16 protein-coding genes are annotated in these 16,588 nt (G+C 58.2%); 7 read left to right on the plus strand and 9 right to left on the minus strand.

Annotation, left to right across the window (positions count from 1 at the left end; all coding sequences use genetic code 11):
• Positions 1-67: 67 nt before the first annotated feature.
• Entirely contained in the window at positions 68-523 is a 456-nt protein-coding gene (locus ACR0J4_RS03045) for an Lrp/AsnC family transcriptional regulator (protein WP_170376867.1), read from the plus strand.
• Between the two features lie 19 nt (positions 524-542).
• Positions 543-2,423: a monovalent cation:proton antiporter-2 (CPA2) family protein gene (locus tag ACR0J4_RS03050; RefSeq protein WP_170642178.1), complete on the plus strand. Its 1,881-nt coding sequence runs from the start codon at positions 543-545 to the stop codon at positions 2,421-2,423.
• A 30-nt stretch (positions 2,424-2,453) separates the two neighbouring features.
• Here the strand turns inward: ACR0J4_RS03050 and cobT are convergent, their stop codons facing one another.
• A complete protein-coding gene (gene cobT / locus ACR0J4_RS03055) occupies positions 2,454-3,464 on the minus strand; it encodes a nicotinate-nucleotide--dimethylbenzimidazole phosphoribosyltransferase (protein WP_170642180.1) in 1,011 nt (336 codons plus the stop codon).
• Positions 3,465-3,542: 78 nt separating this feature from the next.
• Between cobT and cobS the strand changes: the two genes are divergently transcribed.
• A complete protein-coding gene (gene cobS / locus ACR0J4_RS03060; protein WP_170642182.1) occupies positions 3,543-4,307 on the plus strand; it encodes an adenosylcobinamide-GDP ribazoletransferase in 765 nt (254 codons plus the stop codon).
• Here cobS and ACR0J4_RS03065 read toward each other — a convergent pair.
• The 6 genes from ACR0J4_RS03065 to ACR0J4_RS03090 form a co-directional block, all read right to left on the minus strand.
• Positions 4,304-5,065, minus strand: coding sequence for a potassium channel family protein (locus ACR0J4_RS03065; protein WP_170642184.1), 762 nt, complete (start codon positions 5,063-5,065; stop codon positions 4,304-4,306). The two genes, cobS and ACR0J4_RS03065, sit on opposite strands and share 4 nt — an antisense overlap.
• Before the next feature lie 118 nt (positions 5,066-5,183).
• Positions 5,184-5,696 carry a CarD family transcriptional regulator gene (locus ACR0J4_RS03070; RefSeq protein ID WP_170457950.1) on the minus strand — a complete coding sequence of 171 codons (513 nt, stop codon included), beginning with the start codon at positions 5,694-5,696 and terminating at the stop codon, positions 5,184-5,186.
• A 286-nt stretch (positions 5,697-5,982) separates the two neighbouring features.
• The gene (gene fdxA, locus ACR0J4_RS03075) at positions 5,983-6,321 is read right to left on the minus strand and encodes a ferredoxin FdxA (RefSeq protein ID WP_170469959.1); all 339 of its coding nucleotides are present in this window, start codon (positions 6,319-6,321) and stop codon (positions 5,983-5,985) included.
• Positions 6,322-6,374: 53 nt separating this feature from the next.
• Entirely contained in the window at positions 6,375-6,749 is a 375-nt protein-coding gene (locus ACR0J4_RS03080; protein ID WP_170642186.1) for an RNA-binding S4 domain-containing protein, read from the minus strand.
• 6 nt (positions 6,750-6,755) lie between these two features.
• Complete coding sequence (locus tag ACR0J4_RS03085) at positions 6,756-9,566, minus strand: helicase-related protein (RefSeq protein WP_170642188.1); 2,811 nt, start codon at positions 9,564-9,566, stop codon at positions 6,756-6,758.
• A gap of 23 nt (positions 9,567-9,589) precedes the next feature.
• A complete protein-coding gene (locus ACR0J4_RS03090) occupies positions 9,590-10,198 on the minus strand; it encodes a tetratricopeptide repeat protein (RefSeq protein WP_170376486.1) in 609 nt (202 codons plus the stop codon).
• A gap of 30 nt (positions 10,199-10,228) precedes the next feature.
• Here ACR0J4_RS03090 and ACR0J4_RS03095 point away from each other — a divergent pair, with 30 nt between their 5' ends.
• From ACR0J4_RS03095 to ACR0J4_RS03110, 4 genes are all read left to right on the plus strand, one after another.
• The gene (locus ACR0J4_RS03095; protein ID WP_170642190.1) at positions 10,229-10,519 is read left to right on the plus strand and encodes an SCP2 sterol-binding domain-containing protein; all 291 of its coding nucleotides are present in this window, start codon (positions 10,229-10,231) and stop codon (positions 10,517-10,519) included.
• On the plus strand, positions 10,519-11,466 hold the full coding sequence (locus ACR0J4_RS03100) for an alpha/beta hydrolase (RefSeq protein WP_170642192.1): 948 nt from the start codon (positions 10,519-10,521) through the stop codon (positions 11,464-11,466). Before ACR0J4_RS03095 ends, ACR0J4_RS03100 begins: the two co-directional genes overlap by 1 nt.
• 92 nt (positions 11,467-11,558) lie before the next feature.
• Complete coding sequence (locus ACR0J4_RS03105; RefSeq protein WP_170642194.1) at positions 11,559-13,379, plus strand: M3 family oligoendopeptidase; 1,821 nt, start codon at positions 11,559-11,561, stop codon at positions 13,377-13,379.
• A 216-nt stretch (positions 13,380-13,595) separates the two neighbouring features.
• Complete coding sequence (locus ACR0J4_RS03110; RefSeq protein ID WP_170642196.1) at positions 13,596-15,104, plus strand: FkbM family methyltransferase; 1,509 nt, start codon at positions 13,596-13,598, stop codon at positions 15,102-15,104.
• Positions 15,105-15,211: 107 nt separating this feature from the next.
• On the opposite strand, the gene ACR0J4_RS03115 is transcribed toward ACR0J4_RS03110, so the two are convergent.
• Positions 15,212-15,481 (minus strand): DksA/TraR family C4-type zinc finger protein, encoded by a 270-nt coding sequence (locus ACR0J4_RS03115; protein ID WP_170551435.1) that lies wholly within the window; start codon positions 15,479-15,481, stop codon positions 15,212-15,214.
• A gap of 59 nt (positions 15,482-15,540) precedes the next feature.
• A complete protein-coding gene (locus tag ACR0J4_RS03120) occupies positions 15,541-16,515 on the minus strand; it encodes a Gfo/Idh/MocA family protein (RefSeq protein WP_170642198.1) in 975 nt (324 codons plus the stop codon).
• Positions 16,516-16,588 lie beyond the last annotated feature (73 nt).

Consider the following 16,588-nt stretch of genomic DNA (forward strand, 5'->3'; position numbering starts at 1 on the left):
TCATGTAAACTATTGAAGTGTGCGCAAACTGCGCATGGATGACCTAAAATTTGAGATCTTGCCGCATATGCTTGATGCAACCGATACACGCCTGCTCTCAGCGCTTCAAAAGGACGCGCATCTGACCGCGCATCAATTGGGTGAGCTGCTGAACCTCTCCCCCAGCCAGGCAGGCCGCCGCCGTCAGCGCCTTGAGGCCGAGGGCTATATCACCGGCTACGCGGCCCGGCTGGATCCGTTGAAACTCGGCTTGCAGGTTCAGGGCTTCGTTCAGGTCCATCTTGGCACACACGGCCCCGATCAATCCGCCAGCTTTGCCCGGATGGTTAACACCCAACCCGAGATCACAAGTGCCTGGACGATGACGGGCGAGGCAGACTACTTGCTTCACGTCTATTGTGACGATCTTTCTGCGCTCAACAGCTTGCTTCACGAGGTGATCCTGCCGCATCCTGCAGTGGCACGGGTACAAAGTCAGATCGTGATGGACCAACTTAAACGCGACGCACCCCTGCCAACCTGAGCGGGCAATGAGGACATAGATGGACGATTTCCTATACCAGGCTTCTATTTATCTGGCTGCAGCCGTGATTGCCGTGCCCCTGTCGGCGCGGTTGGGCCTTGGGTCGGTTCTCGGATACCTGGCGGCTGGCCTGATCATCGGCCCCGTCCTCGGGCTTGTCGGCGCCGAGACCGAAGACCTGCAGCATGTCGCCGAGTTCGGCGTTGTCATGATGCTGTTCCTCATCGGGCTCGAACTGGAGCCGCGCGCCCTGTGGGATATGCGAGATAAGCTGTTGGGTCTTGGCGGGCTTCAGGTTTTGTTGTCCACCGCCGTTATTGCCGGTGTCGCAATGTACGCGAACCACCCGTGGTCCGTCGCACTGGCGGTCGGCTTAACTCTGTGTTTGTCCTCGACCGCGATTGTGCTGCAAACCCTGTCTGAAAAGGGCTTGATGCAAACGAACGGAGGCCGCGCGACGTTCTCAGTTCTGCTGACGCAGGACATTGCCGTCATCCCGATTCTGGCCCTGCTGCCGCTGCTCGCACTGCCTGCCATGCCGCATATCGAGGCGGACGGCTCCATCGACCGCGGCGCGGAGCATCTGCATGACGCCGGGCATCATAGCCTGTCTCTGGTCGAAGGGCTGCCGGGCTGGGCTGTCACTCTGGTCACCATCGGCGCAATTGCCTTTGTCATTCTGGCGGGCGTCTACCTGACCCGGCCGCTGTTTCGGTTCATTCACGCAACCCGCCTGCGCGAGATGTATACCGCGCTGGCGCTGATGATCGTGGTCGGGATTTCGTTCCTGATGACACTGGTGGGCCTGTCGCCGGCTCTGGGTGCGTTTCTGGCGGGTGTGGTTTTGGCCAGCTCGGAATTCCGCCACGAAATGGAAAGCGACCTTGAGCCGTTCAAGGGCCTGTTTCTGGGGCTGTTCTTCATTACGGTCGGAGCGGGGATCAACGTTGGCTATTTCTTCAACGACCCGTTTGACCTGATCGGCTTGGCCCTGCTGGTCATCCTCGTTAAAGGCATCATCCTTTATCTCGTCGGCAAAGCCTTCAAACTGAAGGGCCGGGATCACTGGCTGTTCACCCTTGGACTGGCCCAGGCGGGTGAGTTCGGCTTTGTCCTTCTAGCGTTTTCGACGCAGCAGAATGTCATCCCGCCGGACCTGTCGCAAAAGTTGCTGATGATCATCGCGCTGACCATGCTGATCACCCCGCTTCTGTTCATCATCTACGACCTTCTGTCCCGCAAGATGACCGACACGAACGCCGCGCCGGAACCCGATGAGATCGACGAAAAAGGCCCCGTGATCATCGCCGGGATCGGTCGGTTTGGTCAGATCGTCAATCGGTTGGTCCGGGCCAGCGGCTTCAAGACCGTTGTTCTGGACCACGATATCGAGACGATTCAGCTGATGCGTCGTTTTGGCGTAAAAGGCTTTCTGGGTGACCCGACCCGGCCGGAACTATTGCGCGCTGCGGGGCTTGAGAAAGCCTCGGTGCTTGTCGCTGCGATGGATGATCGAAAGACGGTGACCCGCTTGGTCGGATACGCCCGTCGCCAGCGCCCCGATCTGCATATCATCGCACGGGCGCATGATCGGACACATGTGTATGAACTGTATCAGGCCGGGGCCAATGACATCGTGCGCGAAATGTTCGACAGCTCTCTGCGCGCGGGCCGCTATGTGCTCGAAAATATCGGGCTGAGCGAGTACGAGGCCGCACAGGCCGAACAGACCTTCTATCACCATGACCGGACGTCCGTACGCGATTTGGCCGAGCTTTGGATTCCCGGTATGCCCACGTCCGAGAACACGAAATACATCGAACGCGCGCAAAAGCTAGAGAAGGATCTGGAAACCGCGTTGCTGGAATTGGCGGAACAGCACGCAAAGGATTCTGCCTGACCGAAGCAATTGCCCGGTCAAGCGCTTGGGTTACCCGTCCGCGACGCCCGCCTCAGCAAAGGTTGCCATGCCCGAGTGGCAGGCAACCGCGCTCTTGAGAATGTTGATCGCAAGCGCACCGCCGGATCCCTCACCCAGACGCAGGCCGAGGCTCAGCAGCGGTTCCTTGCCCAGTTTTGACAGCATCGCTGCATGAGCGCCTTCTGCGCTTTGGTGCCCCGCGATGGTATGATCCAAGGCCGAGGGCGAGATGCGCGCCAGACAGGCTGCGGCAGAGGTACAGATGAAGCCATCCAGAATGACGGGAATGCGCAACATGCGGGCCGCCGCCATCGCTCCGGCCATGGCCGCGATCTCGCGCCCGCCGAGGCAGCGCAGAACCTCCAACCCGTCTTCACTGCCATGCAGCGCCACGCCTTCAGCCACTACGCGGGTCTTGTTTGCAAGGCCCGCATCGTCGACCCCTGTACCGCGACCGGTCCAATCGGCGGCCTCGCCTCCGAACAGGGCGCAGGCAATCGCAGCGGCGGGGGTGGTGTTGCCGATCCCCATCTCGCCGACCACCAGCAGGTCGGACTTCGGGTCCACTGCCTGCCAGCCGGTTTGCAGTGCGCTCAGCAACTCGGCCTCACTCATAGCGGGGCCTTGGGTGAAATCTGCCGTTGGCTGATCCAGATCAAGCGCGTGGACGTCCATCTTTGCGCCCGCCGCCTTGGCCAACTGGTTGATCGCCGCGCCGCCATGTTCAAAATTCACAACCATCTGCACGGTCACTTCGGGCGGAAAGGCCGAAACGCCCTGCGCCGTGACCCCGTGGTTACTTGCAAAGACAATGACCTGAGGGGCCGCAACCTGCGGTCGCGCATCCCCACGCCACGCCGCATACCAGATCGCCAGATCCTCAAGCCGCCCCAGCGCGCCCGGCGGTTTGGTCAACTGACCATTGCGTTCAGCCGCGCCATCGGCCGCCGCTATGTCCGGCCCCGGAGCGCTGGTCAACGCGTCGCGGAACGTGTTCAAATCATTCAGTTCAGGCAGCATCAAAGCCTCATTGCATCAGAGTGGTCCTGTGTGTTTAACCGAAGCACTGAATCCAACAAGGCCTCGAAAGGCGCAGAAGTGCAAAAAAACGACACCAATCCGGTTTCCGCATGGGATATCCCGCTGGCGCTGGTCCTGTTGACGCGCCTGCCCCTGCCCCGTTTGCCCGAGAGGGTCTTTGCCCGGCAAGCGCAGGCGGTTTGGGCCTTTCCGGTGGTCGGCCTGGTGATTGGTACATTGGCCTGCGTCATTGGGTGGCTGGCGCTGACGTTGTCGGTTCCGCCTTTCGTGTGCGCCGTTTTGCTCGTGGCGACCCTGACCATGACAACCGGCGCAATGCATGAGGACGGGTTGGCCGATACGTTTGATGGCCTATGGGGCGGGTTCACGCCAGAACGCCGGTTGGAGATCATGAAGGACAGCCACATCGGCACATATGGCGTGCTGTCCCTGATTGGTTCGCAGCTGATGCGAGTTGCAGCAGTCGCGGCCCTTTTGTCTGCCGGTGCGTTTCTAGCGATCATTGCCGCTTGTGTGGTGTCACGCGCGTTCATGCCCTTGCTGATGGCTGCATTGCCCAATGCGCGTAAATCCGGTCTCAGCCATTCTGTCGGCGCCCCGTCCGTGGGCCCAGTCGCGGTTTCGCTCGCTCTGGCGGGTTTGACGGGAGTTTTGCTGCTCGGTGGGCAGGTCATTTTGCCCGCCCTATGCGCCGCACTCGTTGTGGGTGTGCTGGCCCTCATGGCAAAGGCCAAGATAGGCGGCCAGACCGGAGATATCCTCGGCGCTTCTCAGCAATTGACCGAAATCACTTTTCTGGTAGCAATAGCGGCTCAGCTTTAAGACACCCCACCCGTCTCAATCCGCAGGGTGCAGCCGCAATGCTTGCAATGCACCGCGTCCGGATCATGCCGGAACAAACCACAGCTGGGGCATTTGTGGCGCACTTTCTGCGGCATGAAAATCGCCTGTGCCAGGCGCACGAACAGAGCAACTCCGACCACCATGATAAACACCGAGAACAGCTTGCCCCAAGGCGTCGACAGGGTGATGTCACCAAATCCCGTCGTCGTCAGGGTCGCCATGGTGAAATACAGCGCGTCTATATAGGGGTTCTTAGCATCTTCAGGGATGAAAAAGACAAGAACCGCTGTTGAAGTTGCAAACACAAAGACCAGCAGATTGATGGCTGCGATGACCGCATCTTCGTGCGTGCGGAAAAAGGTACTGTCGCGCCGCAAGTCCCAGAGCAGATGGTATGAGTGGATCAGACGTAGAGCGCGCAGGATACGTAGAAACGCGAGATTGCCCGTCAGAAACGGGTCAAGGATCAGCGACACGATCACCACGATATCTGCCAGAGTGTAAATCTTGCGCAAAAGCTTCCAGCGGTCTTTGGTGATCCACATTCTGGCCGAAAAATCCAGCAGGATAATAAAGCCAACCACCCAACTGATACCAGTCACCCATGGGCCATGCGGAAAATGCGCAGTGGCAACAAAGAAGATGATCGTGACCACATCGAACAAGATCAACCCATAGCGGAACCAGACCGAAATCGGGGCCTTGCCGATATATAGGAACTTGACCGTCTTCTTCATGCCGACCCGGTATCTGCTTGCATCTACAGAAAAACTAACCGGTTTTCACCAATCCACCAAGCAACGAAAAAGGCCGCCCCGATGCCGGAGCGGCCTTGCTGTTTCAATCGTCGTAGACTTAGGCGGCGGCGCGCGAAGTCAGGACATCATCCACCTGCTTGGCGGCAGAAATCTCTCCGTCTCCGGACACGGCGGCGACTTCGCGGGTCAGACGCTCCAGCGCGGCTTCATAGAGCTGACGCTCAGAATAGCTTTGTTCGCGCTGATCATCGGTGCGGTGCAGGTCGCGAACCACTTCGGCGATCGAGATCAGATCGCCCGAGTTGATCTTCTGTTCGTATTCCTGCGCGCGGCGCGACCACATGGCCCGTTTGACCTTGGCCTTACCCTTCAGCGTCTTCATCGCCTGGCTGATCACATCCGGCGAGCTGAGCGAACGCAGACCGGATTCGGTCACTTTGTTTGTCGGCACGCGAAGGGTCATCTTGTCTTTCTCAAAAGAGATGACGAACAATTCGAGCGAAAATCCAGCGACGTCCTGCTCTTCGATCGAAATGATCTGACCCACACCATGGGCGGGGTAGACAACATAGTCGTTCGGGCGGAACTCAAGCTTTTTCGACTTCGACATTCAATTCATTCCTTGGTTTTGGACCGGGATGCGAACAACAAAAAACCCACGCTCGGTGCCTATTGTGGCCCCGGCAGGCGGTCTGTTTGTCGCAAATTCAGAACTCCAAAGCGAGCATACTTACGGAGTACATCCCAATCTCAGTCATCATGTAGGGACAGAGTATATCACAAAAATGAGACACTCAAAAGTTTCCCTAGGGGAATTTTTTTATAAACGGCCTGCAATCAAGGGATTAGTCTTTGAAGACCGCTTTTCTTTGCCATCCAAATGGGGTGCGAATCACTTACCCGCCTTCACCCGGAGCTTCGGAGAAATACTTCTCCATCTTGCCTTCCTCGCCATCGCGCTCCTCCGCCTCTGGCAACGGGTCTTTTTTGGTCACGATGACCGGCCACATTTCAGAGTATTTGCGGTTGAACTCGACCCAGGTTTCCATGCCTGGTTCGGTGTCGGGACGGATTGCATCAGCCGGGCATTCTGGTTCACAGACGCCGCAGTCGATGCATTCGTCGGGGTGGATGACCAGCGTATTCTCACCTTCGTAGAAACAGTCCACAGGGCACACTTCCACACAGTCGGTGTATTTGCAGCCGATGCAGTTTTCGGTAACGACGTAGGTCATGTTTAGAATCCCATTCAGGTTTGGCGTCTAGCTAGTTCAGTCCGGGTTTGGCTTCAAGATGTGGGGCCGTTTGGCGTACGAGAAAGATCAAGCGCGCGCCGATCTTTCTTGGTTGGACGACCTTTTCCCTCATATGACGGGTTTTTGGGCGGTATGTCCTTCTTTTCCGTCATATCGAAGTACAATGTTTGCGCTTCGGGGGCCGGACCGCGGCGGTCGCCGAGTTTTTCGACGCGAACGACCCGGATGATTTTGCCCTGTGGAAATGTCAGAACGTCGCCGGGAACCACCGCTTGGGCGGGTTTCAGAACGCGGTTGCCGTTCAGCCTGACATGGCCGCCGCTGACCTGTTTGGCCGACAGGCTACGTGTCTTGAAGAACCGCGCCTGCCAGAGCCATTTGTCGATCCGCAGCTTGGTCTGATCCATGACGGATCAGTTGCCGCCCTTCAAACCCATCAGCGCTGCTGCAAACGGGTTGTCGGGATCAATCGCCTTTTCCTTCTTCGGAGGCCGGGACGAGAAGGATTTTGCGCCCTGCGGTTTGCCGCCCTTCTTGCCTTGCGGCTTGCGACCGTCCTGAGGTTTCCCACGCGGCTTGCCCTTGCCCTGCCCCTGTTCGCGGCGCGGGCCGCGATTTTGCTGGCGCTGCCGGCCCCATGTGAAGTTGTAGAACACCTCGACCTCGGGTTCGTCACTTGCGGGTTCCGCGGCCGGAGCCTCGACTGCCGCCTCGGTGCTTTCGGTGGCCTCGGCTGGCGCCTCGGCGGGTTCGGCGACCTCATCGGTCGGAGCCTCAGCTACAGGGGTTTCTTCGGCGGCGGGTTGTTCTGCCGCTTCAGTCGCAGGTACCTCGGCAGGTACGGCCTTGACCTTTTCACGCTCGCTACGTTCGGCCTTGTAGCCCAGACCCTGCATCAGGTCTGCGAACTGATCCAGCGTCATGCCTGTGATCGAGAGCATGTCGGGTTTGGCTTCAAAGCCGCCCCGGCTGTCCTCAGAGCGCAGCATATCGGCCAGACGTTCCAGCATGTCGATCCGGATCGAGCGCTCGCCCGCATCGCGGTAGCCACACATTGTGTCATAACCCTGCGGCGCATCCTTGGCGACCGGCACGGTGACCAGACCCGGAGGCGGTGCTTCGGGGAATTCCTGCAGACCACTGGACAGTGCCCAGAGAACCAGGCGCAGGCGAGTGGGCGCAGGTTTCAGCAGCAGGGGCATGAAGATGGTGAACTGACCAAAACGGATGCCGTGCTTGCGCAGCGCGCCACGGGCATCCTGATCCAGATCCTTGACCTCTTGCGCGACCTGCGCGCGGGGCAGCACGCCCAGCGCCTCGACCATGCGGAAGGCAAAGCCTTTCGCCAGACCGGACAGTTCCTCGTCTCGAGACAGGTTAAGCAGCGGTTCGAAAAGTGCGGCCACTTTGCGGTCGATGAAGTGCTGCAGACGGCGCTGCACCTTCTGTTCGACGTCCGGCCCCGCGGCCTCATCCACAAAAACCTCGACCATCGGCTTGAGAGGCTCGGCCCCGGCAACCAGTTTGCCGACAGCGTATTCGCCCCACATCAGGCCGCCCTGATCCGTGAAATCAATTTCGGTATCGGGTGCATTGTAGAAGCGATCGGCACGCAGATGGAATTGCGGCGCGAGTGCTTGCAGCGAGGCCGACTTGAGCGCTTTCGCCTCAGCCCCTTGCGCGCTTTTGTCCGGTGTAAACCGGAACCCTTCCAGACGACCGACGAATTCGCCTTCGACGGTCACTTCACCCTTGTCATTTACTTCGGCCAAAAGGGCCTCCTTCTGTTTGAGCCGGCGCAACAACACCGAGGTGCGCCGGTCCACAAATCTTTGCGTCAGACGATCATGCAGAGCATCCGACAACCTGTCTTCTACAGTGCGCGTTTCCTCACGCCAATGCGATTCGTCACGGACCCAGCCGTTTCGTTGCGCAACATATGTCCAGGTGCGAATATAAGCCAACCTTTTGGACAGCGCATCAATATCTCCGTCCGTGCGATCGATCCGGCGGATTTGCCGCGCCATGAAGTCGTCCGGGATCGCGCCGCGTTCGTGTAGATGGCCGTAGATCACCTCGAGCAGGTTGGCATGTTCCGAATGGCTAATGCCCCGAAAATCGGGAATTCGGCACACATCCCATAGCAAACGGATCGACGGGCCATCGCTGGCGCGGGCTGCGACCTCGGTCACTTGCGACAGCGATTTCAGCACGTTCAGGTCATCCGCCGGGCGGGCCTTGGTCAGATGTTCGTCATTGGGACTGACCTCAAGCGATGTGATCAGCGCGTCGACCGAGCCGAAGCGAAGGGCGGCATTCCGCCAGTTCAGCTTTTTCATCGGCGTAAAGCGGCTGTCCATGATCGCCTGCGCGACACCTTCGTCCAATGGCGGGGCCTCGCCAGTCACGCCGAACGTGCCATCCGACATACCCCGGCCTGCCCGGCCCGCGATTTGGGCCAACTCATTCGGGGCCAAGGGGCGCATCCGGCGACCGTCGAATTTGGTCAGGGACGAAAACGCCACGTGGTTCACATCCAGGTTCAAGCCCATCCCGATGGCATCGGTGGCCACCAGATAGTCGACCTCACCATTTTGATACAGGTCGACCTGCGCGTTCCGCGTGCGCGGGCTGAGCGCGCCCATCACCACAGCAGCCCCACCCTTTTGACGCCGCAGCAGTTCTGCGATGGCATAGACGTTTTCGACCGAGAACCCGACGATAGCGCTGCGCGGGGGCATTCGGCTGATCTTTTTCGACCCCGAATACACCAGCTGAGACATCCTCTCGCGGCGGACAAACTGCGCTTCGGGCACAAGTGCCGCAATCGGGCCGCGCATGGTGTCGGACCCCATGAACAGCGTCTCGCTCGTTCCCCGCGACCGCAGCAACCGGTCGGTGAAGACGTGGCCACGCTCGGGATCCACGCAGAGCTGAATTTCATCAATCGCGACGAAATCGGCGCCCATGCCTTCGGGCATCGCTTCGACCGTGCAGACCCAGTACTGCGTGCGCGGCGGTACGATCCGCTCCTCGCCGGTCACCAGCGCCACGACCGAGGGGCCGCGAATGGCGACGATCTTGTCGTAGACCTCCCGCGCGAGCAGACGCAGAGGCAGGCCGATAACACCAGTCCGATACCCCAGCATGCGTTCGATCGCGTAATGAGTTTTACCTGTGTTCGTTGGGCCAAGTACGGCCACTACTCGGGATGACCCGCTCACCTTTGCCCCCTGCGCCTTCCGACTTACAGCGCCTTGCCTTCAACCTGAGGCTTCAGCCGATTCACGGCATTGGTTACTTCTTCATGATGGGGATGTATAGCCAACGCGCGGGAATAAGCCTCAAGCGCCTGATCGGGTTTTCCGACGACCTCGAAGATCAACCCCAGACCGTAAATAGCCTGATAGTTGTTTGGGTTGAGGGTCAGCGCGTGTTCCAGATCGGCGGCTGCCATTCCAAACCGGTCGATGCCGAAAAAGGCCGAGGCCCGCGCGTGCCAGCCTTCGGCAAATTCGGGCGCGTGGTCGGTCAACGCGGTGAGATGTTCGATCGCGGCCTCGATATCGCCGTCATCCAGCGCTTCGCGCCCCCGCTCAAGCAACAGATCAGCCGAGGCTGAACCCGATTGCGACCAGAGCGCCTGCAACTGACGATCCAAACCGATGGCTTGCTCTGGCGTTGCCTGCGCCAGTTGCCTCAACAGCGCTTCTTCGTCGCGGGAATCCGCTTGTTGCGCTCCACCACTGGTGGAAAACATGACTAGAACGGCAAGTGCCGCAACGGTACCTTTGAGATTGGTGATTGCAATACCCATAACAATGGTCAGTGTAGCGTTGCGACCGAGGATGTCCATTCTCGGCGCATAAACAATATGAGGAAAAGCATGAGCGAGATTCTTGAAAAGGCTGCGGCCGCGCTGAACGAAAAGCTGGCCGGTGGTGGCTTTGATGCGTCCGCTAAGTTTGCAATCGCCGATCTGGGCGCAATTGTTCTGGACGGAGACGGTGCCCGCGTCAGTGATGACGAAGCAGATGTGACACTCAGTGCGGATGCGGACACGTTCGAACAGATCCTCAGCGGCGATCTGAACCCGACCGGCGCGTTCATGTCCGGCAAGCTCAGCGTCGACGGTGACATGGGAATCGCCATGAAGCTTGCATCGGTTCTGGCCTGATGGAGTACTCGCCGGCCCCCTTTTATGATGACGTGGCCGGCGACCCTGCCGGTGGTACAGCCCATTGGCTCCACACCGCCGACGGCAAACGCATCCGTGTCGGGCATTGGCTGCCCGAGGATGCAAAGAACGGCACGGTCTTCCTGTTTCCGGGCCGCACCGAGTATATCGAGAAATACGCGAGCACCGCAGGGGAATTCCTGAATCGCGGATTTGCCGCCCTCGCCGTCGACTGGCGCGGACAGGGTTTGGCCGACCGCATGCTGGACGAACCCCGCATCGGGCATGTCGATAAATTCACCGATTATCAACATGACGTCGCCGTGGTGCTGGAACTGGCTGAGACACTGGACCTGCCGCGCCCGTGGTACGTGATCGGGCATTCGATGGGGGGCGCCATCGGCTTGCGCGCGGTCATCCAGAACGATTGCTTTGCAGCCTGTGCGTTTACCGGGCCGATGTGGGGCATTTTCTTTGTCCCGCTCATGAAACCCCTCAGCCGTCTGACCGCCTATTGGGGCACGGCGCTGGGATTGGGGGAACGCACCCCGCCGACCACTTCTTTGACCAGCTATGTCCTGGCGGAGCCGTTCGAGGGCAACTCGCTGACGCGCGACCCGGACATGTTCAAGATGATGCAAGATCAACTGAAGGCGCACCCCGAACTGGCGCTTGGTGCCCCGTCCAACCAGTGGTTGCGTGAGGCGCTCAGCGAATGTGAATGGCTGATGGAGCAACCGGCGCCGGACGTCGCGTGCCTGACCTATCTGGGCAGCCACGAACAGATCGTGGACCGCAAGGCGATCCGGGCTCGGATGGCGAACTGGCCCAATGGTCGCTTGGTCGAGATCCCCGATGGTGAGCATGAGGTGCTGATGGAGGCCCCCGAGGTTCGCAACCCGGTACTGGACGAGCTGACAGCGCATTTCCTGGCAAATCGCCCCTAGGACGTCCGCACGGCACTGATCTTGACTGGCGGCTTGTGATCCGGGCGCGCCAGCCCTAGATGTTTGGCAACAATGCTATTCAGAGGTGTTCCATGCGCGACCTGCCCTTTCCCGTCCGTGATGCAAATGCAGTCGGCGGTTCCGATAACCTTGGCAACCTGCCCGAATGGGACCTGACAGACCTCTATGCCTCGGAAGAAGCGGCCGAGCTGGCGCGGGATCTGGACTGGCTTGAAGGCGAATGCGCCTCATTCGCCTCGGACTACGAAGGTAAACTGGCCGATCTGGACGCTGCAGGCCTGCTGACCTGTGTGCATCGCAACGAAAAGATCAACGCCATCGCCGGTCGAATCATGTCCTTCGCCGGTCTGCGCTACTACCAACTGACGACCGATGCCGATCGCGCCAAGTTCCTGTCGGACATGCAGGAAAAAATCACCGTCTTCACCACCCCTCTGGTGTTCTTCACGCTCGAGATCAACCGCATCGAAGACGACGTTCTGCAGGCCCATTTCGCGGCCAATGCTGATCTTGCACGTTATGAGCCAGTCTTCCGCCGCATCCGCGCGATGAAACCCTACCAACTGTCTGACGAGCTGGAGAAATTCCTCCACGACCTAGGCGTTGTCGGTGACGCGTGGGAGCGTCTGTTTGACGAAACCATCGCGGGTCTGACCTTCACCGTCGACGGCGAAGAGCTGAACATCGAAGGCACCCTGAACCTGCTGACAGAACAGGACCGTAGCAAACGCGAGGCGGCCTCGCGCGAGTTGGCCTCGGTGTTTCAGGAGAACATCAAAACCTTCGCCCGTGTTCACAACACGCAGGCCAAGGAAAAGGAAATCGTCGACCGTTGGCGCAACATGCCAACCGCTCAAACCGGTCGTCATCTGTCGAACGACGTCGAGCCCGAAGTGGTCGAGGCCCTGCGTGAGGCTGTCGTCGCCGCATATCCCAAGCTGAGCCACCGTTACTACGAGCTCAAACGCAAATGGTTGGGTCTGGACGTAATGCAAGTCTGGGACCGCAACGCTCCGCTGCCCATGGAAGACACAAGAATCGTGGGCTGGGACGAGGCCGAAAAGACGGTGATGGATGCCTATAACGCCTTTGATCCGCGCATGGGTGAGATCGCCTCGCCCTTCTTCTCGAAAGGTTGGATCGACGCGGCAGTGAAGCCGGGTAAAGCGCCCGGCGCCTTCGCACATCCAACCGTGACCGATGTCCATCCTTACGTGATGCTCAACTATCTGGGTAAACCGCGCGACGTGATGACCCTCGCACACGAACTTGGCCACGGTGTCCATCAGGTACTGGCGGCAGATCAGGGCGAGATGCTGTCCTCGACCCCGCTGACACTGGCCGAGACCGCTAGCGTGTTTGGTGAAATGCTGACTTTCCGCAAAATGCTGGACAAGGCCGAAACCAAGGAACAGCGCAAGGTGCTTTTGGCTGGTAAGGTCGAGGACATGATCAACACGGTCGTCCGCCAGATCGCCTTCTACGATTTCGAATGCAAGCTGCACGCCGCCCGCCGCGAGGGCGAACTGACCCCGGACGACATCAACGCCCTGTGGATGAGCGTTCAGGCGGAAAGCCTCGGGCCGTCATTCGAATTCATGGAAGGGTATGAAACGTTCTGGGCCTATATCCCCCATTTCGTGCATTCCCCCTTCTACGTCTACGCCTATGCGTTCGGAGACGGCCTCGTGAACGCGCTTTATTCGGTCTACGAAAACGGCGCTGAGGGGTTCGAGGACAAGTATTTCGAGATGCTGCGCGCCGGTGGATCGAAACACCACAAAGACCTGCTCGCCCCGTTTGGCCTAGATGCCAGCGACCCCAAGTTCTGGGATAAAGGCCTGTCGATGATCTCGGGCTTCATTGACGAACTGGAAGCGATGGAGGGCTGAAGGCGACCTACCCCCAGATTTTTGGTAAATACAGCGAGGATGTCCGCGTTTTGGGCACCCTCTCGAGCAAGATTCAAATACAGCTCAAGAAGCTTGCTGAAAGCAGTTCTGGAAGAAACGAAATTTTGACTCCTGTTAGCCTCGGCTGTACTCAATTTGTTGCCTTGGTTGCAAAAAGGTAAAAGCTAAACTTAGTAAAACTGCAAGCTGACGCAAATGAATAAAGACCGACTGGTAGTCTATACAAACGTTATTGGGTGGGTGTACCCGCTTCCCGAAATCACAGCAGCCGATCAAGTAGACTACATTTGCTTTACTGACCAAGATATAAAGAAAACCAATGGTTGGACGTGCATATCCGTTCCCCCCTTTTTAGAAGCGGATGCGTTCCGAAGCTCGCGTGAACAGAAAGTCCGACCGCATCGTTGGTTGGCGGACCATTCGGCGTCCCTCTATATCGACAGCACCGTGTTTTTAACAACAAACCCTTGGAATATTTGGGAAAAGCTAATTCCGAATGAAAACGTCGTCTTCGGTGGCCTTTTCCATTCATACCGAAATACAATTCTCGAAGAGTTTCAAGCTGTTGAAAAAGCCGGCTATGAGCACAAGGCTGTATTGGACGAACACAGAGATTTTTACGAGAGTTACTACCCAGAAACTATGCTTGAAAAACCCGTTTGGGGTGGGATGTTAGCGCGTCGTCACAACGAACCGGGATGCATTGAGGCGATGGAGACCTGGTTTTCTCATATCCTTCGATATTCACGGCGAGACCAGTTGTCTTTGCCCGTAGCTTTGTCCAAGCTCCAAAATGAGCAACGGAACGTTGTTTCCGAAAGCATAAAGAAAACAGACTTCCATGAGTGGCCGCGTGGCGGCAAAAAAAAGCCGCCGTATCAAAAGGTCGGACCGCCCGTAGCGGAGAACCTTTTGACTTTGACCGCCCAAAAAGAAAGAACAGAAAACATACCAATGAAACAGAGCACCGACAACTCGACAGTCCCGGAAGCAACCAACAAGATTGCGTACGGTTTCGACGAGCAGAGCGAACTGTACTACGCGCAGGACAAAGCCGGTGGAAAGAAGATCTATGTTTCTGACAAGGCACGCCTGGCCTTGTACAGGCGCGGAACAATTCGCCGCAGACGGCAACTTCTGCGTGACTATGGGCTTTCAGGAAATCTCGTTTCTGCAGGCGATGTCGTCGTTGATGTCGGGGCCAATATCGGTGAGATCGGTATATGGTGTGAGGCAAGACGCGGTATTTACTACGGCTTTGAGCCTGATCCTCTGGCATTTTCTGCACTTCGCAAAAACGTTGCGGGCAACTGCCACGATGTGGCGCTAAGTGATACTGAAGGCACTGCGGACTTTTTCCTAAAGACCGACACTGCGGATTCCAGTCTGTTCAAACCGGAGAAGTACGACGGCATTATATCCGTACGAAAAGCAACGCTCGACGCTTTTTTCAAGGAGAGCGTCGCGCCTGAGGCAATAAAGCTCTTCAAAATAGAAGCAGAAGGAATGGAACCCGAGGTGCTGCGTGGCGCAGAAAACACACTGAATTCGGTGGAGTACGTAGCAGTCGATGCTGGCCCTGAACGAGGGAAACAGAACACTGTTCCAGAAGTTCTGAATTTTCTTGCAGGCAAAGACTTCAAGATTCTCTCTTGTTTTTTGAAACGAGGTACTTTTCTTCTCCGGTCAAAGCGTTTCGAATAGAGATCAACGAACTGAGCAATGGCTGTTGAAACCGGTTCTACATAGCCGCCCTCAAAATCCTGATTAGGGAAAGTGGTTTTTCCTGCAAATGAGGCGATCGAATTGCCCTACTTCAACTGGCTGTCTTTTGATCCGCGCCGGTTAATGCCTGCCCGCTGTTGATACGTCCCGTCCCTGTCCTGCTGACAGTCCAGACACAGCTTGACGCCGGGCAGCGCTTGGCGGCGCTTTTTGGGAATGGGTTCCTCGCATTCCGCGCAATGGGTCAGGCTTTCGCCTACGGGGCGCTTTTGCGCCTGCATGCGGGCCAGTTCGTCGGAAATCGACGCCTCGATCTGTTCGCTGACCGCACCATCGCGGGCCCAACCTCCGGCCATGACACCTCTCCTTTTATGGATGAAGCACAGGATACGCGCGCCGGGCGATGACTGGCAAGTCAGAGAGGAACGGCATCCGCGAACACGCGATCAATCATCTCTTGCGTCCCGCGCGAGAATTCCAGCGGACAAGGATAGGCCGCCCCGTCGCGGACCGAGCGGCAGAAGGCCTCGACCTGCAGTTTGTAGTGATCGTCACCGGGGAACCGGGTCACCTGAACCTCGAGCCCCGGTCGATGCAACTCGACCCGCGCCTCGCCGAACACGCGCGCGTTGAACGGCGCGGTCAGGCGGATGACACCGCCTTCGCCGTGAAACACCATCTCTTGATACGGGTGCATCCGGATCGAGACATAGGCCGAATAGGTAAAACCCGGGAATTGCGCGCGAATTTCGGTGAACGTGTCGATGCCGTCCTGCCAGCGGATCGCGGACTGAACCGCGGAGGGCTCCTGGCCTGTGGCAAACCGCGCGCCGCCGATAACGTACACCCCGATATCCCGCAGCCCGCCCCCGCCGGTCTCTGCACGATTACGAATGTTGGTCACTTCTTCTCGATTGTCGAAACTGAACGCGCCGGTCACATGGACCAGCTTGCCAATGGCACCATCAGCGATCAGTTTCTGCACGAACTGCCACTGAGGGTGATGCACGATCATATAGGCCTCAGCCGCCAGCAAACCTGTCTGATCGCGCTTTTCGGTCAACGCATCGAACTCAGCCGCCTGCATCGTCATCGGCTTTTCACACAGCACATGTTTGCCCGCGTCCAGCGCCCTCAGGCTCCATTCGACATGCATGTGATTTGGCAGAGGGATATAGACGGCCTCGATCTCGGGATCATCCAGAAGCGCGTCGTAGCTGTTATAGACGGTCAGATCGGGGCAGAAGGCCTGAAATGGCTCGGCCTTGACCGCGTTCGAAGTCGCAAGCCCCGCCAAACGTGCCCCGTCTGCCGCATGGATCGCCGGAGCCATATATTGCCGCGCAAATTTGGCGGCCCCCAGAACACCAAATTGAACCGGTTTCTGCATCGTTCTCTCCCTGATCAGGCCATTTAGATGTGCCGCTGACTCAAGACCGAGGCGGGGCAAGTGTCAACAAACG

Source organism: Ruegeria sp. B10 (genome assembly GCF_056539825.1).